This window comes from Methanoculleus nereidis (assembly GCF_032944295.1).
In the GTDB taxonomy this organism is placed as follows: Archaea; Halobacteriota; Methanomicrobia; order Methanomicrobiales; family Methanoculleaceae; genus Methanoculleus; species Methanoculleus nereidis.
The window spans coordinates 1-19,176 of the sequence record NZ_JABFFQ010000009.1 but is presented as its reverse complement, the minus strand read 5'-3'; the positions used below and the strand labels follow the sequence as shown (position 1 = coordinate 19,176).

The following is a 19,176-nucleotide window of genomic DNA, read 5'->3' as shown; positions in this document are numbered from 1 at the left end:
ACGGTTTGCGTCCCCGCATCGCCGGAAACTCTCCGGCGGAAAAAAAGATATCGGCCGACTTCAGAAGTCGGTCATGATCCTGAACTGGTCGATCTCTTCGGTGCTCAGTTCCTCGAGGAACTCTTCGGCCGCGTGCTGGATGTTCTTGCTCGCGGTGATGGCCCGGCCGACGACCAGGATGTCGGCGCCTGCCTTCCTCGCGTCCTTCACGACGTTCTGCCGGATGCCGCCTGCCGTCGCGACCAGCAGCCGCTCGCCGCCGGCCTTCTTGATCGCCGGGATGTCTCCCCAGGCGTAGGCGGTATCCTCGACGTCGATGCCCCGGTGGAGCTCCACGACGTCAGGCTTCACCTTCAGCTGCTCGATGACGGCGACGGGGTTCTCGACGTTGAGCATGTCGATGACGGTGTAGATGCCGGTCTTGCGGGTGTCCTCGATCGCCTTCTCGATGGTGGAGATGGGCGCAAGGCCGGAGATCACGACGGCATCGGCGCCGGCGTCGGCGGTCATCCGGGCCTCGAGGTTGCCCGTGTCGAGCGTTTTGAGGTCGGCGACGATGAACGCGTTCGGGCGGCGTTCGCGGATCTCGGAGATGATCGAGAGGCCGAACTTCTTGATCAGGGGTGTGCCCGCCTCGATGATCAGGTGGTCGTTCTGGGGCAGTTGTTCGAGGACCTTCTGCATGTGGTTCCTGTCGACAAGGTCCATAGCGACCTGGAGGTACGGCGGGTCCCAGAGGCGCTGGACCTTGAATCCCATGACCGCGTGGGCCGCCCGGTCCTTCTCGTGCAGGAGCGTCTCGACGTCGGGGAACCGGTCGAGCGCCCGGCGGAGCGCGAGTTTCATCGCGCCGTAGTTGAACCGGTAGATCTTGTTGTAGTCCTGTGCCGTGGGGTGGACGAAGACGCTCGCCATGATGACGGTATCCTCGATGTCGATCCCCTCAAAGACGCCCTCCTCGACCGAGTCGGCGACGGCCTTCGCCACCGCGGCCTGGACGGGCCCGAACATCTGGTTCACCTGGTACTCTTTCTTTAAGGTGACCTTCGGGATGATCAGCGTCGAGGGCTTCGTCGGCAGGTTCGGCCTGACGACCGCGAGGAGCGGCGTGTGCCCCTTCGAGAGCTGCGAGATGGAGTTCGCAAACGCCTGTCCTACCGCGCCCTCTTTGTTTCCTATTAACAGATCGATGTGCGCAAGTTCTGCGCCATCTCCAACTAATGCTTCACCGATGAGATACATATGGGTGCCCTCAGATAGTGCTGAAATATTGGTGAAACAGGTATTAAAGACCTCCCGGTCAGATCGATAAAAATAAGCGCGAAACATCCGGTTCGAGAGGGGCAGGGAATAACGGCGTGTTCTGCCTGTGGTCGGATGCGCGCGTCTCCGGGGCGGGTTGCCGGGTTGTGCGTGCAGCAGTTCCCTGGCCCCCCTCTAAAACGGGGGAAGGTATAATCCGGTCCCGGTTCACTCACGCCCGATGTCGGAACTCTTCGTCCTCCAGACGCCGCTTGTTGAACTCGTCCTCCGGGCGGCGGTGATCTATTTCTTCCTCCTGCTCGTCATGCGGGTCATCGGCAGGCACGAGTTCGGGCAGCTGACGCCCTTTGACCTGATCCTCCTGCTGATCATATCCGAGAGCATCTCGGAAGCGCTCACCGCGGGCGATGACTCGCTCCTTGCCGGGTTGGTCAGCGCATCGACGCTCCTCGGCCTCTCGGTGCTCGTCTCCTTCGGGCAGTACAAAAGCCGGCGGATTCGCAGCATCGTCTCGCCGGAGGCGCTCAAGGTGATCGAGAACGGCAGGGTCATCGGAAAGAGCCTCAGGCGGGAACTGATGACCCGCGAGGACCTCATCGAGCGGCTCGCACTCTTCGAGTGCTCGAGCTCCGGGCGTCCCGTCCATCGCACTCCGGGCAAGGGGTATCGATGGGATTGAGAACGTGCGGGTGGCCTACATCGAGAGCGACGGCGACATATCGGCGCTCACCTACACCGAGAGCCGTCAGCACCGGGCGGCCGCGGCCGCAGAGGAGGAGAAGAAGTCGGAATGAACGTCGATACCCTCTGGTATCCGGTAAAAGTCATAAGAATGTGGGGTCGGTGAGATTTGAACTCACGATCGACGGGTCTCTCCGAACATGCATCAGTGCTCCAACGGGTCATCATTCGTTAGTCAGGAGACCCATTGTTCATCACGTGCAAAGACCGCTGGAGCCCGTCGCCATTCCGGACTAGGCCACGACCCCTGTCCTCTATATCTTTGACGGCCATGCAGTATAAGGGTTGCGCTGGAAAAAACCAGTAATCATATAACCGTACCGGCACCCATTTATATAGAATGGTTGAGGGCAGTTACGCGTGTGGGAACTCGCAGATACCCCTGCTCGGCATCACCATCGGTGAAATGCTGAACCGAATCGCAGCGGCGCACCCGGATAGCGATGCGCTCGTCTCCGTCCACCAGGATATCCGGTGGACGTACGCGGAATTTCTTGAGCGCGTCGATACCCTGGCACGCGCCCTCATGGCGCTCGACGTCGAGCGCGGAGACCGGGTCGCCATATGGGCGCTGAACTACGCGGAGTGGGTGCTCACCCAGTTCGCCACCGCAAAGATCGGCGCCATCATGGTGAACATCAACCCGGCATACCGGACCTACGAGTTCGAATACGCCATGAAGCAGTCGGAGGTCCAGACGCTCCTCATCCAGGGGCGGTTCAAGACCTCCGACTACGTCGGGATGTTCTACGAGACCTGCCCGGAGGCGTTCGAGGCGAAACCGGGCCGGATCAACAGCGATAAGTTCCCGTTCTTAAAGAACGTCGTCTTCCTTGGCGATATCCCCTACAACGGGATGTACACCTGGGACGACCTGATGGAGAAGGCCGACCTCATCAACCCCGAGGAACTCCGGGAGCGGGAGGCGTCGCTCGACTTCGACGACGCGGTCAACATCCAGTATACCAGCGGGACGACCGGGTTCCCGAAAGGCGTCGTCCTGACGCACCACAACATCCTGAACAACGGCTTCATCATCGGCGAAGGGATGAAGTTCACCCACGAGGACCGGCTCTGCATCCCGGTGCCGTTCTACCACTGTTTCGGGATGGTCCTCTCGAACATGGCGAGCGTCACCCACGGCGCTGCGATGGTGCTGCCGGCGCCCGTCTTCAACCCCGAGGCGGTCCTCAAGGCCATCCAGGACGAGCGGTGCACGGCGGTCCACGGCGTGCCGACGATGTTCATCGCGGAACTCTCCCACCCGGACTTCCCGAAGTACCGGCTGGATACGCTCCGCACCGGGATCATGGCCGGGTCGCCCTGCCCGACCGAGGTGATGCGGGAGGTCAACAAGAAGATGAACATGTCCGAGATCGTGATCGTCTACGGGCAGACGGAGACCTCGCCCGGCGTCACGATGACGACGACCGCCGACCCCCTGGAACGGCGCGTCTCGACAGTAGGCAAGCCCTTCCCCCACACCGAGATCAAGATCATCGATCCCTACACGAAGAAGATCCTCCCCCGCGGGGAGACCGGCGAGATCTGCGCCCGGGGCTACTGTGTGATGCGGTGTTACTACAACAACCCGAACGCCACCCGGGCGACGATCGACGAGCACGGCTGGAACCATACCGGCGACCTCGGGACGATGGACGAGGAGGACTACGTCAAGATCGTCGGCCGCCTGAAGGACATGGTGATCCGCGGCGGGGAGAACATCTACCCGCGCGAGATCGAGGAGTTCCTCCACAACCACCCGCAGATTGCCGACGCTTACGTGATCGGGGTGCCGGACCAGAAGTACGGCGAGGAACTGATGGCCTGGATCAAGCCCGACAACGGCGCGGTCCTGACGGAGGCAGAGGTGAAGGAGTTCTGCCGCGGCAGGATTGCGCATTTCAAGATCCCGCGCTACGTCAAGTTCGTCGACGACTTCCCGATGACGGTCTCGGGCAAGATCATGAAGTTCAAGATGCGCGAGATGGCGATCGAGGAGCTCGGGCTCGAGAGCGAGTCGAATATCGAGACGGCGTAATCACTTTTTTAAAAATAGGGTCAGGAGGCCTGCTCCGCCCGGTCGACGAGCGACCGGGCCGCGGCGGCGGCTTCGGAGACGATCTCCTCTTCTCCCGGCACCTCCCGCTCGTGCATCAGGATCCTTCCTCCGCAGAGGACGGTCATGACTGCGCCGCCGTTGCAGGCGTAGACGGCGTTCGAGTCGGCGTGGAAGAGCGGGGTGTTGCAGGCCGCCCGGGCGTCGAGGAGGACGATGTCGGCCGGCGCCCCCACGGTCAGGGTTCCGGGCCCGGTGCCGAGCGCCCGGGCGCCTGCCGCGGTCGCCATGCTGACGGCCTCGCCGGCGGGCAGAAGGGTCGGGGAGTTCCAGGCGAACTTCTGCAGGAGGGCGGCGAACTTCATCTCCTCGAGCATGTCGAGGTTGTTGTTCGAGGCGCAGCCGTCGGTCCCGAGGGCGATATTCGCCCCGTACTGTTTGAGCCAGTGGTAGGGCATCGCCCGGTTGACGGCGAGCTTCATGTTGCTCGCCGGGTTGTGGGAGGCGGAGACGCCGCGCTCCCCGAGGAGCCGGCACTCGGCCTCGTCGAGCCAGCAGCAGTGCGCGGCGACCGTCCGGGGGGTGAGGCAGCCGCATTCGTCGAGGAGGACTGCCGGGCGTTTGCCGAACTGCGCGACGCAGTCGATGACCTCCTTCTCGGTCTCGGAGAGGTGGACGTGGATGCCGATATCCTGCTCTTTTGCATATTCGCCGCACCAGGAGAGCCCCTCCTGGGAGACGGTGTAGATGGAGTGGGGGCCGACGGCCGCCTGGATCCGCGGGTTATTGAGCGATTTGATATGGGTGGTGAGGGCCTCCGTCGCCTTGATCTCGGCCTCCCGCTTCTCCTCCATCCCGAGGTCGATGAACCCGTAGGCGAACGTCGCCCGCATGCCCATCTCGTCGACCGCCGCTGCGGCCCGGTCCATGAAGAAGTACATGTCGTTGAACGCGACGGTGCCGCTCCTGATCATCTCGAGGCACGCGAGTTTTGTTCCCCGGTAGACGTCGTCGCCGGTGAGGTGGGCCTCGAGCGGCCAGATCTTCTGCGAGAGCCAGTCCTGCAGCAGCATGTCGTCCCCGTAGCCCCGCAGGAGGGTCATCGCGGCGTGGGTGTGGGTGTTGACCATGCCGGGCATGGCAAGCCGGTCGGAGCCGTCGATGACGATATCGGCGTCGATCGTCTTCCTCGCGTCCTCTCCAATACTCGCGATCAGGCCGGTCTCGTCGATCGCGATATCCACAGTCGATCCGTCGATGGTGACGCCGGCGATCAGGACCGATCGTTGGGCGCTAAAAATCTCGTTCATGCAAGTCGCTCCACAATAGTTTCAAGGATCTTCTCGGTCCTCCGGCAGTTTGCCCGGGAGGTTTCGAGGATGTGCTCGTAGGTCAGGATCTCTTCCCCGAGGCCGTTCGCGTAGTTGTCCACGGTGCAGACGGCGGCAAACCGCATCCCGAGCTCGAGGGCGAGCGTCGCTTCGCTTGCAACCGTCATCCCGACGATGTCGGCGACCTTTGCAAGCGCTTTCACCTCGGCGACGGTCTCGATCCGCGGTCCCCGGGTCTGGGCGTAGACGCCGCCCGTCCGGGCCTCCGGCACCAGTTGGGCAAGGGTGCGGACCAGGTCCGCGTCCAGTTCGGGCCGGACGTGGTCGATGGTGCACTCGTGGATGGACGGGATGTCGGTGACGCTTAAGTAGTCGGTCGGGATGACGATCGAGCCCGGCGGGATCTCGTGCTTCAGGGAGCCGGCGGAGCCGAACGCGACGATCTCGTCCACCCCGAGGATGGCGAGCGCGGCGAGGCACGCGGGGTAGTTGATCCGGTGCGGGGGGAGGTTGTGCTGGTGGCGCAGGAGGAGCGCGAAGGCTCCGGTGTGCACCTCCGCCTTCCCGTAGGGGGTGGCGACGGTCTGTTTCTCAAGCGCCGGCAGGTCGGCGAAGAGGAGGCTCGTGCCCCCGATGATCCCGAGCATCAGGCCAGCCCCCGGCCGGCCGGCATTACGGCGTACGCTTCTCCGTGCAACATTCCTGTCTATCGGGTCGTCGTCTAACGGGAAAACTCCATCTGTCCGGTGCGGAAGGATTTACGTCTCCGGCGACCACCAGAATATCATGGGCAGGTTTCTGGTGGTCGGCGAGGACGCCATCCGGAGCGGAACGTGCACGGATATCTACTTCCGGCGGGTTGTGGAGGTTATGGAACGGGACGGCGTCAACCCACACGTCACGATGGAGGTGACGGCATCGGCGCTCCCGGACCCGTGGGGAGTCTTCTGCGGGCTTGACGACGTCATCAACCTGCTCGAAGGCCTCCCGGTGGACGTGGACGCGATGCCGGAGGGCTCGATCTTCTACCCGAAGGAGCCGGTCCTCCGGGTATCCGGGCGCTACCGGGACTTCGCGGTCTACGAGACCGCTATCCTCGGGTTCATCTGCCACGCATCGGGCGTGGCGTCGGCGGCCGCCCACATGAAACTGGCTGCAGGAGGCCGGCCGGTCTTCTCTTTCGGGTCGCGCCGGCAGCACCCGGCGATCGCCGCGATGATCGAACGGGCGGCCTGGATCGGCGGGGCGGACGGGGCGAGCAACATCTGCGCGCCGGAGGGGATCCCGCTCGCGGGGACGATGCCGCACGCGTTCATCATGTGTTACCCGGGGCAGGAGGACGCCTGGTGCGCGTTTGCGCGCGATGCGGGCCCGGAGGTGCCCCGGGTCATGCTCGCGGACACCTTCTCGGACGAGAAGGTCGAGGCGGTCAGGGCGGCGGCGTGCGGGGCGGCGGCCGTCCGGCTGGATACGCCGCGGTCGCGCCGGGGGGACATGCGGGCGATCGCCGAGGAGGTGCGCTGGGAGCTCGATATCAATGGCTACCCGGACGTCCAGATCTTGCTCTCGGGCGGGCTCACCCGCGAGGAGGTCGCCGCCTACCGCGACATCGCCGACGCCTTCGGCATCGGGGGCGCGATTGCAAGCGCCCCGGTGGTCGACTTCTCGATGGACATCATCGAGGTCGACGGCCGGCCGTACGCGAAGCGCGGGAAGCGGAGCGGCGCAAAGCAGGTCTATGAAGGAGCCGGCGGCGGGCGGGTCACGCTGCCCCTCGCCGCCCCTGCGCCGGAGGGTGCGATACCGCTCCTTGCCCCCTGCATCAGGCGCGGTGCCGTCGTCGCCCGCCCGAACATGGAGGATGCGCGGGAACGGGTGCTCTCCCGCCTCCCGGCCCTTGCCGGGGAGGAATAGGGGGCCGGCCTGCCCCAATCCTTATTATGTGATCACGATCAACATTGTAGGGTAACAGGGGCCGATAGATCAGGGGGAGATCGCTACCTTGGCATGGTAGAGGCCGCGGGTTCAATTCCCGCTCGGTCCATGTTGTTCTTTTGGATGTTGTTTTCGCGGGTTGATTCTCGAGATTGCATCTTTTATTAGTGCATTGAGGAATTGGCTGATGCTGCCGGCGCGGTTTTTTGGGTGGTCGTGGACGTTGAGTGTGAGTGTTACGGTGATGTGGAGCCGTCTCACTGTACGATGCTCCCGGGACATTGTTGTGGATTATTTGATTCCGTTCGGTTGTGAGGATCCGCGCCGGGGCTCGAGTCGGTCATGGTCGGCCGAGGTCCCGAACAGGGAGAGAGGGTCAAGGCAGACGCCATGACCGGACGGGAGTGTGGTCTGCCGGTTGACGGTCTAAAACCGGAGTTCTCCCCACGAGTACCAGATCGTTTTAGGTATCATGATCTTTTCTGGCAACGCGCCCGCTAATATCAACATCTCCAGGTGAATCATCTGCTACAATTTTGGTTAGCATTGTCGAGATGTAGCTTTCCTGATCTTCCTCCTGGAACAGGATATGCGACGCCTGCATAGCGGCTTTATCAATTCTCCATTGTCTTTCCAGGATATGTGAGGCCGTATTTGAGATAATGAACGATTCGAGCGCCACCCCGGGATCGCCCAGGCGTCGCTCGATTTCTTTGATCGTTTCAAAAAATCTGATCTTCGGGTCGTCCTTGCTGAGATTGCGGACACCCTTGGGATCAACGAAAGCCACATGCTGCCTGCCCTTTGCTATCACCCACATGATGAAATCCGGGTGAAAGTTGCCTGCCTCAAAGAACCCCACACCACGACCTTTACTCAGGTTCCGGAGGAGGTACAGTTCTTTATGCTCAAAGAAACTACTTTCGGATTCGCAGAAGTTCTTCAAATCCTCTATAAACCGGCGCTCGCCAAGATTGAGCGGCACTGGACTGATTTCGATAATCTCCTTGAGAGGATTGTTCTTATCTAAGTAGAGTAGCGGCTGGTAGAGATGCTGCCCAAACCAAATGGCCTTCATGCCCCGGAACTCCCACGGCTGTAAGTTCCCTCCCTCAATGAGTGTCTTGAGTCCCCGGACCTTTTCAACGATCTCTTCCTGTGAGGTCTCAATGAGGATGCGATAGTGGGCATCCTCTGAACCTTCATGCAGGACCAGACTGGGATCATCTGCTGCAAGATCCTGGTATTCCAGATGCGACAATTCCCATTCATGCCTGCGGAATAGGTAATACCGCTTAGTGTACTTCTTGAGGAGTGCCAATGCGATCTCCTGCCATTGTTTGACTTTCTTAAAGGAATCAAACGATAACTCTTCCTCCGGGATCAGCAGTCGATACCAGCTCTGATCTGCCATCAATTCCTTGATTGCTTTCCTCGAAAGACTCAGGTTGTGCCAGCCGCGTTCATTTTTGAATCGATTTAGGTCGAAGAACAATTTGTCGAAGTCGAGGAAGGCAACATGTTTTGCTGATAAGTGTCCCACATCCACACTTCCCTCGTCATCACCTCCAATCGCACCGCTTGACCGTATCGCCTGAACTTTGGGGTACCAATTAAGGATAATCTGATTTTTCTGGATATACCTCGTAGCGGGGTCCTGGGGCTGACCTGGCGGAGCAAGCGTTGGAATCGGGCCGAATCTACGAAAAGCGTCACCGAACTCTGTACTCACGCCGCCGATTGTCTTCTTGATCCGAATGGTTTTGAGCTTCTGTGTTCCAAGGTTTTTGATCACAGGAAGCTGAAACTCAATGCGCTCGCCATTAGGGGGGAGGCCTTCTTCTTCCAGGAATTTGCGGAACTGCTCCATGTATTCGGCCTGTATGCCGAAGATGTTCAATGTCTCCAGTATGCCGAGATCTTTTGGCCGCATCATGCCATCTGGAAGCAGAATTCTTTGGCTGCGCTTGAGACTCATTCCGAAACCCTTCAACCTCACCCCACGACCAAAGAGCTGGATGATCTGAGCGCCCTCCTTTGCACCCACATGCATCAACCCCATGGTGCTCACTCGCCAGCTGTTCCATCCTTCGGTGAACTTTCTGGAACCTATCAGCAGGTTTATTGTCGAGTGTGGTTCGTTGATCTCGTGGAAGAGCGAACCTGAGAACTCGCGTTCTCCAGTTCTCAGACCATGCTTGCTGCACAGCTTGACCAACTTGGCGTCATCACCTACGTTGACCACACCAAAGGGATCGTTTTCACCCACACGAAGTGCAACCTCGCCGGTCACGCCCTTCAAATTTTCAATGTATAGTGCGCCACCGCCCGTTGCGTTGAACAGTACCGCTAATGTCTCATTGTATACCTGTTCAGGGGAAAGTCCCGCCATATTGAGGTAAACAAACCTTCCAGCGAAGAGGTTCTTCCCATCTCTGGTGATTAATCCCTGATTCAGAATGTGATTGATTTGCCGAATGCTCTCAGTGCGATCTGACACGTACTCCGAGAGGAAAGTAAGAATTTCAATAGTATCTGTAGCATCGCGAACTGCAAGTGCCTTGGTGACACTACTGCCTACAAAGATCCACAATGGCTTTTCGATGTTAAACGGCCTGAATATCAGTTCATGCTCTCTATACACTTTTTGTTGCTGGAAAAAAGCCAGCAGGCATCCAACGAGGTACATTTTCTGGCGGGTCCGTTGTGCCTCGCCTTCATTGGGACGGTCAATATTGAGGATCTGGTAGTCCTTTCCAAACCCATCTCTGTAGAAGTAGGGATATGAGTAGTTAAACAGGATGCTCCTGGCGTAGAGGTTGGTCAGACCGGTATCACCTTTCACCGCCTGCCCGAATGTGGCCGAGTACTCAAAGGAGAACCCTTTCTCACACAAGGCATTCCTAAAACGCAACCAGGTGCCGGTTTCACCACTTGATGCGCCACGATGCCCCTCATCAATCAGCACCAGGTTGTTACCTTCAAAGGCTTCCACCGCAACAGTTTTGTCGCCCATTTCATCCTTCAGCTTGTGGATATCAAGGATCTTGACGGCCTGGCCTGTGAATAAACTACGCCTGTTTTTATCAAACAACTCTGCATCGATGCCCGCTACCTGAAACTCGTTTAAATGCTGGAGGGAAAGACCTTCATTGGGTGTAAGGAGAAGAATGCGGTTTAGATCCCGCGTTCGGCCATGCTTTTGCAGATAGAACTGGTACTGAAGGATGTTGATATGCATCAGAAGCGTCTTGCCGCTGCCGGTGGCGCTCCAGTAGGCTACCTTGTTGAGCTGCGACCATGCTTCTGCTGTGATGTTGAAAGGCTCTATCTGATCGCCTCGGGCTTTGCCCTCGTTATAACTGTTGATCGTTTCGTTGACTGACGTGAGAAGAGCCTGCGGGTCTTGGAAGTAGCGGTCGAGGTAAATCTCCGTAAAGAGGAGCGTCAGGTACTGGAAGTATTTCCATACAATTGGCTCTTCTCCACGGGTGATCCGCCGCTCGTTCAGTCGCAGCGTGTGTGTGACGATGTTCTGGTCGTACTCAAGCAGTAATTCTGCCGGAAGTTCTGGAAGGCCAGGAAAGTGCTCAACAAGGACGTTGTGAAAGCGGTGAATATTGTTCTCATCCAATCCTTCGAGGCGTTCGTCACGCAAGTGTTCGGCCAGTTGCTCAAACTTCTCGACTCTGAACAGCCCAAGAACCCACTGGTTGAGCACCAGCTTCTTATCGAAGGAAAGCGAGGGGTGGCGCATTGTGGTTGAGGCCCCCCCTCTAGTACGAGAGTGCCCTTTCGCCATCACAACTCCCTCGTGTCAAACATGGATCGATGGAAGTCTTCTTCGATAAGGCGCACCTTCCAGAGGTCTTCCTGCGTCTTCAGGTTCTCTAGGTTGTTGTCGCCGTTGACGTAGATGAGGTCAAATGTAGATTCCCTTGAAGGCCGAACATGCGTGCTGAACCATTCGTTCAGAATCAGATTGTCCTGCTCGATGCCTTCGGTCGTCTCGCCACCAGGACGTTTCCGCCAGATAACAAGCGCCGTTCTGCCGTCAGGCATGACGCCGGTGACAGTGCGGAACCACCAAGGGCCTGCTTCATCCTGTTTGAGGGCGTCTTTGAGCCGCAGGCGATTCTCACTATCACGCTCGAACTCGGCGCTGAATGTCTGTGGTGCTGCGATATGCTGCTCAGTCAGGCCGATCAGATAGTTGAAGGTCTCCAGTAGGTCGATGTTCATCTCGCGGCTCTCGTCGCTGCCTGGGCGCTTCACCCTGAGTTTGTAGGCCATGGGGTCGATGAAAGCATGAGTGTTGAGCAGAGATTGACTGTCACGAGTCTCTACATCGAGCATGTAGCGGAGGAAATACTCCTCCTTAAACCCATCAGCTCCTTGGGCTTCGGTGAAGTCCAGCAAGGTTTGCTGCTCGGTATGACGGAACTCTAGATTATTGAGAGTGTCCTCGTAGGATTCGAGATGAATAATTTTAATACAGTGGCTTATGCCATCTCGTGATACTGGTTTTCCCTCTCGCCAGTCTCTTGAATACACCGCTTTCAGTACACGGGGTTTCATCACAGTGTCAAAGTATTCCGTGACTTCAATGAGGACATACTTCCTATCCCCGTGGTCATCGCGATTCAATTTGATTACAGCGTGCGCGGTGCTCCCTGTTCCACCAAAGCAATCGAGGATGATACTGTCTTCTTTTGCGGCATGGACGACGAACCGTGATACAAAATCGGCGTGTTTAGGTGAGAGAAAAACGCCAGATCTCCCGAACATTGCGGATGTTTGCTTTTCACCATCAGAGTAATCCGTGAAGACGCTCTTGCCGACGTTGGTTTCAACTTCGTGCAGAAATCGTTTAAGTTGGGGTACCTTGTTCTCATCTTGACCCCAAGATATGCGATTATCTCGATCAAGAGACAAAAAACTACGTCTATCAGGCGAATCCTCATCATCACTATATGCAAATTTCCAACCACTCTTAGGGTGAGGACAAGATTGTCCTGTGACCGGGTGTGGTGGCTTGTAGAAACGCCAGTTTGGATGGTCTGGATCGCGGGTGCTTGATGCCTGTTTTGTAGCAGGCATAGACGAATCTGCTTCTCTCCACACCCAGATGTGTGCTTCTCTATCTTGAGCTTCGGCCTCTAGAACGAAAACACCGTTTGCGTCGCGGTATTCTGCCCGATTGTAATTGTATAATCCTTTCCACGGGTCATTGCCCTTTTCATCATCCCATTCCAGACCTTTCGCTTCGATCTCTTCCCGAAACTCGATCTTATGGATTTCGTATAAAGATCGCAACTCTGCCTCTATGGTTGATACCGGAGGGTATGACGGATTTAAGCGTGAAACCAGAGCCATTACTTCTTCAAAGCCTGGTTTAGGCTCGCGGAACATGTCCCGGTCCTGCTCTGCGATGCGCCTGTCTTTGGCGTAAACCAGTACATATTCATGGTTGGTCGAGTAGTTGGGGGCCTGACTGTTATTCGTATTCATCGCCCAGATGAGTTCTTCGACTCGGTTATTTTGGCCGAAGATCTCATCCATCGTATGCTCAAGAACTGTACGCTCGGTCTTGTCAATACTGACGAATATTGCACCATCGAGGGTTAAGGTTGGGTGAAGCGCAGCCAACCTATCATACATCATGGCAATCCATGACGAATGGCGGTAATTATTTTTATAGGGAATTTTACTGCTGTCTGTGTTGTACGGCGGATCAATGTAGATGCACTTAACTTTCCCATGATAACGTTTTTCCAATAGTTTGAGAGCCTGGAAATTATCACCGTGAATTAGCATTCCGTTGATCTTATCTTCGAGTGTATCGATTTTAGAGGCGAGGCGTGCCGTAAAACCTGATCCAAAGAAACTCGTATCAAGTACAAGTTTGTCGTTGGCCTTTAGAAACTCCGGTGTTAAAGGCTCACTATAATTTTCTACTTCATCAATTGCAAAAAGCCGCACCCACTCTTTACGCTGCTCATCCTTGGCGACAATCTCAGGATAGAACTCTTCCGGGATTTGATCGATGGTGATGCAATAGTTTGTTTCGATAACGAACTTTTTCTTGAGCCAGAGTATCTTCTGGAAGTCCTCAAGTTGAGCAAGGAAATTGATGATCTTGCCTGCAATGCTACGGATGACTTTTATCTTTGAGAGGTATTGTTCAACCCTCAGCGCAGTCTCGTTCTCCACATCATCCAAGTGCATCACTTCGTTTTTAATGTAAAAATCAAGTTCCCTCCGCAGGAACTTACCCAAGTCCTTATGGATAAAATAGTCGAAGGTATTGCGAGCGGAGTATCGATAGAGGTGGGCCTCAAGGCAGCAATAATCGGCCGTTTCACCATTGCTTTTCAGATGAGGTTTCCCCAGCTCACGTAGCCATGGGGCAAGTGCAGGATCAGCCACCGATAGCACATCCCTCACTGCCATAGCGATCAGGCCTTTCTGCGTTGGCGGCTTCTTCTTATTTTTTCGGTCGTCCTCCGGCCAGTCGGATTTCTCTGTCGGGCGGTATTCAAATTGAATTACTAGGTCGTCGTTCTCCACAGCAATGAAATCCTGACCAGACTCCCCTCCGGGAGATAGGATAAAGACACGATCCTTACCTTCTGCAGGTTTGACATTTCCATGTTCACCCTCCGTAGCATCTGCAAGGCGGAAATGTACGCGCATTGGCTCCCCGCCACTATCCTGCCGTAAGCGGAATGAATAGTCGCGGAGGTACTCACTGGTTTTGATATAATATTGATCATTGTTTGCCCAATGGAGCTTGACCTCCTCGCCTTCGTAGGGAATCGCGTAGACCCCGGGTTTATAGACCCGCTTGGCAAGAAAATCCCCCTCAGAATAATAGCGGCGGAAGAAACTATACAGGTGGTCGTAGACCTCGCTCTCCAGCGCGTCAATGTCAACCGCAACATTGTCGAGTTTAGTACGCAGTCCGGTGATCTTGGGTATCGTCTCCGGATCAGCACCAAGCTCCTGTGCCTTTTTAATTGCGCTTGCGAGCTCGGCCTGGAGCGAGGCTTTGTCAGCGGGCTGGTACTGCTCGAAGGCTTCGCGTACCTGAGGTAACAGGTCCTTGTCGAGAAACTGGGTTACCTCCCTGCTTCTGGCATGCATGATGCGATAGAGCCCGAAGTCGAGATCAGGCTGGTCGAGTTGAAACAACTCCTTTAGCAATCCAACCAGTTTTTTATATTTTTCGCTCATGATCAATCCTGTTCCGTGTCTACTCTGTCTAAATGTGCGCTACACCCGTTGGTTCAGAGGATTACGAGTCGATCAGTTGGTCTATACTGATATCACTCTCAATCGGCCTAAAACTATACTTTACGATTTAACATTCCAATAGATTTGACTCCCCTCGTGCATCCTGGGGACGTACCGATTTTGGTGTAACATCTCCGTTCGTCGCCGTCTCTCAACAGATGTCAACATACCACCGATAACGCACCTTCGTTCATCTCACCCCCTCCCCCGTATTCCACTCCCGCGCCAGCATCGCGTGACACCCCCGCACCTTCGGTGCTCCTGTTCCAGTTCTTCGCACCTTCGGTGCTCACGCTCCTGCCCTTCGGCCAGTCGCACCGCGAACCGTCGCACCTCGCACCTTCAGTGCTCGAACTCCTTCCCCTCCGGGGAAGTCGTTCCTCGCAGACCGTCGCCTGCGCCTCCCGCGAGCGGTAAACCGCCTTCCCAGCCCCGCAGATGTCGCACCGGCCGATCTCCACCTTCACCCGTTCAAACGTCCGGCGGACCGGAAAATCAGAGATTCTCCTCGCTGCGTTCCAGGACCCCCGGGAGGGGCTGCGCCTTCGTAAGACAGTCGTAGCAGAGATACTGCCCCCCGCAACACCCGCGACGTCGGCCAGCGGCCGGAGGCGCGGCCCTGGGCTCGTCCTTTGCGGCCGGGAGGGGGTGTGGAGTGAACGATGGTTCGGAGAGCGACTGCCGGGACGGCAGGAGCAGGAGCACCAGAGGTGCGAGAACCGGAGTTTGAGCACCGCCAGGTGCGAGCAGCGGGGTTGAACGTTGGCAGCACGTGGGCAGCACGTTGGCAGCAACTGCTGCCAATGAGTGGAGCCATATTTTGACCCAGATCTACGTTTGCGCCCATATATGGAGAATTTTCCCGTTCATTGGCAGCAGTGCGGAAAACAGAGGCACCCCGGGTATCACTGGTAGTTCCATCGTCCATGCTCTCTGTTCTCTCATTCTGCTGTACATGTACGTACAGAGATCGATCAATATCAGGATCCTGGCCTTCGTTTCAGGAATCCTCCCCGTCCCGGCCGATCTCTTGTTGGCAGCAACTGCTGCCATTCTGCTGCAATCTGCTGCCATTGCTGCCAATGTCAGGATCATCATCCTGCCGGACCAGAGGTTTCCCCGTTCCAGGCACAGTAGACCCTGGTATACTCCCCGGACCTCGCCGTCGGTGCGTGGCCACCGGAGCGACTCGCGAGGAAGTGGAAGAGCGGATGCACGAGGCGATTGAGTTCCACATCGAGGGGCTCCGGGAGGATGGGCTCCCGATTCCGCCGTCACGGTCTTCAGCAATTTACGTAGCGGTCGGTAGAGGATAACGTCCTCCTGTCACCAAACCCCTTCTTTTCCAGAATCTTAACGGCTTTCCGGGCCGTGAGCGCCGGAAGTTCAGGCATGGGCTTCGACGGTGAGGGTGTATTCCAGGAGTCCTTCTTTGGTGGGAACTTCCTCGCCTCTTGCTAGCATGCCCTCGATGTAGAGTTCAATTGCCTCCCGTGCCATCATCGGTTCGGCGAGGAGCGGGTTCGCCGGCACCGACCCGTGAGTCTGCCGGAGTTTTTCGAGAGGGACGGGCGGGAGCGCGCCCGGGTTCCAGACCTCTAGGCGGTCGGAGAAGAGCATCACCTGGACGCTGGCCGGTGTAGTCGCGGTGGGCGACGGCGTTGACGATCGCCTCCGTCACCACCTCCTTCGAGATCTCGTAGCGCACCGGGGCCTGTTGCCGGGTAGCGCAGGCGGTCACGGCGTATCCCTTCCGGCAAGCAGGGCACGGCCCCTCTCAGTGATCCGGTACTTCTGGTTGCTGCTCCGGGGCCTGTCGGGGATGGTCATCTCGATCAACCCCGCCTGCATCAGTGGTTTCAGCACGGAGTTCCTGAACTTGGTGCGGTTCGTCCTCCCTGCAACGTCCATAAGTTCGGAGATCGACGTCTCCGCCACACAGGTGCGCAACACTTCGACTTGGTCCCCACTTAGTCCCAACTTGGTCCCCGCCAGGTCCCCTGTTTGAGCACCTATCACCAGGTCTCGTCCCGGGCGCCACAGAACCTGGACGAACTGCCCGCCGTTCTGCCGGAATTCCGGCGGCGGCAGTCGTCGCGCTACCATATCACATCATGTATCCGCCGCCGGCGAGGACCTCGATCGGCCGGCGAACTTCACCGCGCATTGGACAGCCCCGCACGAGGGGGGAGAGCGGGGCAGAGACAGCCTCCCCGCACGCCACCCGCCGGAACGAAACAAGCGGGACGATCCAGGCCCCCGTCCGGGTCCGGATCACCACCGCTCTTCCGGCGGGATGCATCGCCGCATGTCCCTCGATCGTCAACCCGGTCACACCATCGCACCGCTCCCGCACGACCGGCGCCGGCCGGAGAAGATTAGACCCTTCACATCCCCGGCCTCGATCAGGTAGCGTTCCCCCTCCATACAGAGAAGGAGCCCGCCGCCCGCGGGTATGAAACCGGATGCGAGTCTCTCGATACGGGCCGGAGGTTGGATCGGAACGCAAGAAACATGAGCATCCTCATACAGTATTTCATACGGGGCAAGCGGGGATGGCAGCCCCCCGGCGCTCCTGCAGGGCTGAAAGGATTGAATAATGTATCGATTTCTTGTCATCGTCGAGCAGACCGACGGCAACTACTTGGCACACTCCCCGGACCTCGCCGTTGGTGCGGGGCCGCCGCCGCGAGACGCTTATTCAAGTCGAGCATCTGCTCCACGAGGGCGACGATCTGGTCGCGGCAGGCGACGTCGGCGGGGCAAACCGTTTTCGGGCACAAAACCACGGCAGAGGGCGATCAGGCGGCCTCGTCGTCAAGCATCTGCCTGACTGCAACCTGTAGTTCCGGGATCTTGTTCCTGATAACGTCCCATACGATCTCGTTATGGATCCCGAAGTATGCGTGAATGAGGATGTCTCGCATTCCTGCAATCTTTCTCCAGGAAATATCGGCGTGTTCGCATTTCAGCGGTTCGGGGATGAGTTTCACGGCCTCACCGATGACCATGAGGTTCCGGATCACTCCGTCCTGCACCAGGTCGTTGGCCAGGAACTCCTCGTAGTCCATTCCCCGGGTGTATCGGTCAATTCTTCCGATAGCCTCGAGGATATCGCGGAGATAGAGGTTATATTCCCGGGACATACCGAACGCTCCGGAGGATGTGCGGCGCGAGAGCCGGTTTTATGGCATCACGGTCGACGAGGTCGACTCTCCTCCCGAAGAGATCTTCGAGGAAGAACTTGAGGTCCATGTACGTGTCAAAGGAGCGCCCTCCTTCCTTGAACTCGATGAGGATGTCGATATCGCTCTCTTCGCGCTCTTCGCCCCGGGCAAACGACCCGAAGACCCCGATCCGCCGGACGCCCAGGCTCCTGATCCGTTCACGGTGTTCCGCCAGCGCACCGAGGATGCCATCAGCCGTAAGCATGTCGTATCATACTCCTGTTACCCGCCCATCAGGATAACGCTTTTCCCCCGGGTTGCCGGCTGCGGGGTTGTGCCGGCCGGCAACTGCGACGCAACGCTCCGCACTCCCGGGACGAGAGACCCCGGACGATGCCCATCCTTTGAGAAACAGTTGTTCAGGAACCGGTGTGCCATTCTTCTTCCCGGGTAGCCGTGGTGGGGGAAGCGTTCTCCACCGGAATTTCCAGATATAACCCCCAGGTAAAGACCGTCCGGAAGCCTGATCTTACGAGAAGGGCCGGGATGTAAGTGGGTTTTTAAGACACGACGGAACGCAGGGTGGGGTGGAGTGAACGATGGTTCGGAGTGCGATTGCCGGGACGGCAGGAGCATGAGCACCAGAGGTGCGAGAACCGGAGTTTGAGCACCGCCAGGTGCGAGCGGCGGGGTTGAACGTTGGCAGCACGTTGGCAGCAACTGCTGCCAATGAGTGGAGCCATATTTTGACCCAGATCTACGTTTGCGCCCATATATGGAGAATTTTCCCGTTCATTGGCAGCAGTGCGGAAAACAGAGGCACCCCGGGTATCACCGGTAGTTCCATTGTCCATGCTCTCTGTTCTCTCATTCTGCTGTACATGTACGTACAGATATCGATCATATCAGGATCCTGGCCTTAGTTTCAGGAATCCTCCCCGTCCCGGCTGATCTCTTGTTGGCAACAACTGCTGCCATTCTGCTGCAATCCGCTGCCATTGCTGCCAATGTCAAGATCATCATCCAGCCGGACCAGAGGTTTCCCCGTTCCAGGCACGATAGACCCCGGCATACTCCCCGGACCTCGCCGTTGGTGCGTGGCCACCGGAGCGACCCGCGAGGAAGTGGAAGAGCGGATGCACGAGGCGATTGAGTTCCACATCGAAGGACTCCGGGAGGATGGGCTCCCGATTCCCCCGTCACGGTCTTCAGCAATTTATGTAGCGGTCGGTAGAGGGTGAGCCCCTTCGATCATCAGAGAATTGCGAATAACTTCCTCTCTTCCCCTCCTCTTGCCTCCTGCGCTCCCGGTGAGTCTTCTCCTTCCTGAACGCTTGGATATCCTGGATTCTTGTGAGTTTTCTCGAGAGCTACCGCTCGGCAG

General features: G+C 57.7%; 16 protein-coding genes and 2 tRNA genes. 5 read left to right on the top strand and 13 right to left on the bottom strand.

Annotated elements, in window-relative coordinates; all coding sequences use genetic code 11:
- Positions 1-60 precede the first annotated feature (60 nt).
- Entirely contained in the window at positions 61-1,242 is a 1,182-nt protein-coding gene (locus HL657_RS10660) for a bifunctional 5,6,7,8-tetrahydromethanopterin hydro-lyase/3-hexulose-6-phosphate synthase (RefSeq protein WP_317296800.1), read from the bottom strand.
- 241 nt (positions 1,243-1,483) lie between these two features.
- Here HL657_RS10660 and HL657_RS10655 point away from each other — a divergent pair, with 241 nt between their 5' ends.
- Positions 1,484-1,942 carry a DUF421 domain-containing protein gene (locus tag HL657_RS10655; RefSeq protein ID WP_317296799.1) on the top strand — a complete coding sequence of 153 codons (459 nt, stop codon included), beginning with the start codon at positions 1,484-1,486 and terminating at the stop codon, positions 1,940-1,942.
- A 156-nt stretch (positions 1,943-2,098) separates the two neighbouring features.
- Here HL657_RS10655 and HL657_RS10650 read toward each other — a convergent pair.
- Positions 2,099-2,252, bottom strand: a tRNA-Trp gene (locus HL657_RS10650).
- Positions 2,253-2,344: 92 nt separating this feature from the next.
- On the opposite strand from HL657_RS10650, the gene HL657_RS10645 reads away from it, so the two are divergent.
- A complete protein-coding gene (locus tag HL657_RS10645) occupies positions 2,345-4,045 on the top strand; it encodes an AMP-binding protein (protein WP_317296798.1) in 1,701 nt (566 codons plus the stop codon).
- A 20-nt stretch (positions 4,046-4,065) separates the two neighbouring features.
- Here the strand turns inward: HL657_RS10645 and HL657_RS10640 are convergent, their stop codons facing one another.
- Positions 4,066-5,373, bottom strand: coding sequence for an amidohydrolase family protein (locus HL657_RS10640; protein WP_317296797.1), 1,308 nt, complete (start codon positions 5,371-5,373; stop codon positions 4,066-4,068).
- A complete protein-coding gene (locus HL657_RS10635) occupies positions 5,370-6,041 on the bottom strand; it encodes an MTAP family purine nucleoside phosphorylase (RefSeq protein ID WP_317296796.1) in 672 nt (223 codons plus the stop codon). Before HL657_RS10635 ends, HL657_RS10640 begins: the two co-directional genes overlap by 4 nt.
- A gap of 139 nt (positions 6,042-6,180) precedes the next feature.
- Here HL657_RS10635 and HL657_RS10630 point away from each other — a divergent pair, with 139 nt between their 5' ends.
- Entirely contained in the window at positions 6,181-7,308 is a 1,128-nt protein-coding gene (locus tag HL657_RS10630; RefSeq protein WP_317296795.1) for a nicotinate phosphoribosyltransferase, read from the top strand.
- Between the two features lie 58 nt (positions 7,309-7,366).
- Positions 7,367-7,438: transfer RNA gene (locus HL657_RS10625), tRNA-Ala, on the top strand.
- A 354-nt stretch (positions 7,439-7,792) separates the two neighbouring features.
- Here the strand turns inward: HL657_RS10625 and HL657_RS10620 are convergent.
- The 3 genes from HL657_RS10620 to HL657_RS10610 all read right to left on the bottom strand — a co-directional run bounded on the left by HL657_RS10620 (position 7,793) and on the right by HL657_RS10610 (position 15,092).
- Positions 7,793-11,131, bottom strand: coding sequence for a DEAD/DEAH box helicase family protein (locus HL657_RS10620; RefSeq protein ID WP_317296794.1), 3,339 nt, complete (start codon positions 11,129-11,131; stop codon positions 7,793-7,795).
- A complete protein-coding gene (locus HL657_RS10615) occupies positions 11,131-14,565 on the bottom strand; it encodes a site-specific DNA-methyltransferase (protein ID WP_317296793.1) in 3,435 nt (1,144 codons plus the stop codon). The genes HL657_RS10620 and HL657_RS10615 overlap by 1 nt, the downstream gene beginning before the upstream one ends.
- A 221-nt stretch (positions 14,566-14,786) precedes the next feature.
- Positions 14,787-15,092: a hypothetical protein gene (locus tag HL657_RS10610; protein WP_317296792.1), complete on the bottom strand. Its 306-nt coding sequence runs from the start codon at positions 15,090-15,092 to the stop codon at positions 14,787-14,789.
- 678 nt (positions 15,093-15,770) lie between these two features.
- On the opposite strand from HL657_RS10610, the gene HL657_RS10605 reads away from it, so the two are divergent.
- Complete coding sequence (locus HL657_RS10605; protein WP_394804657.1) at positions 15,771-15,941, top strand: type II toxin-antitoxin system HicB family antitoxin; 171 nt, start codon at positions 15,771-15,773, stop codon at positions 15,939-15,941.
- Between the two features lie 70 nt (positions 15,942-16,011).
- On the opposite strand, the gene HL657_RS10600 is transcribed toward HL657_RS10605, so the two are convergent.
- The 6 genes from HL657_RS10600 to HL657_RS10575 form a co-directional block, all read right to left on the bottom strand.
- Positions 16,012-16,245, bottom strand: coding sequence for an ATP-binding protein (locus HL657_RS10600; RefSeq protein WP_317296791.1), 234 nt, complete (start codon positions 16,243-16,245; stop codon positions 16,012-16,014).
- Positions 16,246-16,362: 117 nt separating this feature from the next.
- A complete protein-coding gene (locus HL657_RS13455) occupies positions 16,363-16,731 on the bottom strand; it encodes a Fic family protein (RefSeq protein WP_394804655.1) in 369 nt (122 codons plus the stop codon).
- Position 16,732: 1 nt separating this feature from the next.
- A complete protein-coding gene (locus HL657_RS10590; RefSeq protein WP_317296789.1) occupies positions 16,733-16,960 on the bottom strand; it encodes a hypothetical protein in 228 nt (75 codons plus the stop codon).
- A gap of 466 nt (positions 16,961-17,426) precedes the next feature.
- Positions 17,427-17,771, bottom strand: a complete 345-nt coding sequence (locus tag HL657_RS10585; RefSeq protein WP_317296788.1) for a HepT-like ribonuclease domain-containing protein — start codon at positions 17,769-17,771, stop codon at positions 17,427-17,429.
- Positions 17,755-18,057, bottom strand: coding sequence for a nucleotidyltransferase family protein (locus HL657_RS10580; protein WP_292364110.1), 303 nt, complete (start codon positions 18,055-18,057; stop codon positions 17,755-17,757). Before HL657_RS10580 ends, HL657_RS10585 begins: the two co-directional genes overlap by 17 nt.
- Before the next feature lie 17 nt (positions 18,058-18,074).
- The gene (locus HL657_RS10575) at positions 18,075-18,230 is read right to left on the bottom strand and encodes a hypothetical protein (RefSeq protein WP_317296787.1); all 156 of its coding nucleotides are present in this window, start codon (positions 18,228-18,230) and stop codon (positions 18,075-18,077) included.
- Positions 18,231-19,176 lie beyond the last annotated feature (946 nt).

Coding starts and splice junctions, on each gene's coding strand:
- HL657_RS10660 (WP_317296800.1), bottom strand. CDS start 1,242: ATGTATCTCATCGGTGAAGCATTAGTTGGAGATGGCGCAGAACTTGCG.
- HL657_RS10655 (WP_317296799.1), top strand. CDS start 1,484: ATGTCGGAACTCTTCGTCCTCCAGACGCCGCTTGTTGAACTCGTCCTC.
- HL657_RS10645 (WP_317296798.1), top strand. CDS start 2,345: ATGGTTGAGGGCAGTTACGCGTGTGGGAACTCGCAGATACCCCTGCTC.
- HL657_RS10640 (WP_317296797.1), bottom strand. CDS start 5,373: ATGAACGAGATTTTTAGCGCCCAACGATCGGTCCTGATCGCCGGCGTC.
- HL657_RS10635 (WP_317296796.1), bottom strand. CDS start 6,041: ATGCTCGGGATCATCGGGGGCACGAGCCTCCTCTTCGCCGACCTGCCG.
- HL657_RS10630 (WP_317296795.1), top strand. CDS start 6,181: ATGGGCAGGTTTCTGGTGGTCGGCGAGGACGCCATCCGGAGCGGAACG.
- HL657_RS10620 (WP_317296794.1), bottom strand. CDS start 11,131: ATGGCGAAAGGGCACTCTCGTACTAGAGGGGGGGCCTCAACCACAATG.
- HL657_RS10615 (WP_317296793.1), bottom strand. CDS start 14,565: ATGAGCGAAAAATATAAAAAACTGGTTGGATTGCTAAAGGAGTTGTTT.
- HL657_RS10600 (WP_317296791.1), bottom strand. CDS start 16,245: ATGCTCTTCTCCGACCGCCTAGAGGTCTGGAACCCGGGCGCGCTCCCG.
- HL657_RS13455 (WP_394804655.1), bottom strand. CDS start 16,731: ATGGTAGCGCGACGACTGCCGCCGCCGGAATTCCGGCAGAACGGCGGG.
- HL657_RS10585 (WP_317296788.1), bottom strand. CDS start 17,771: ATGTCCCGGGAATATAACCTCTATCTCCGCGATATCCTCGAGGCTATC.
- HL657_RS10580 (WP_292364110.1), bottom strand. CDS start 18,057: ATGCTTACGGCTGATGGCATCCTCGGTGCGCTGGCGGAACACCGTGAA.
- HL657_RS10575 (WP_317296787.1), bottom strand. CDS start 18,230: ATGGCACACCGGTTCCTGAACAACTGTTTCTCAAAGGATGGGCATCGT.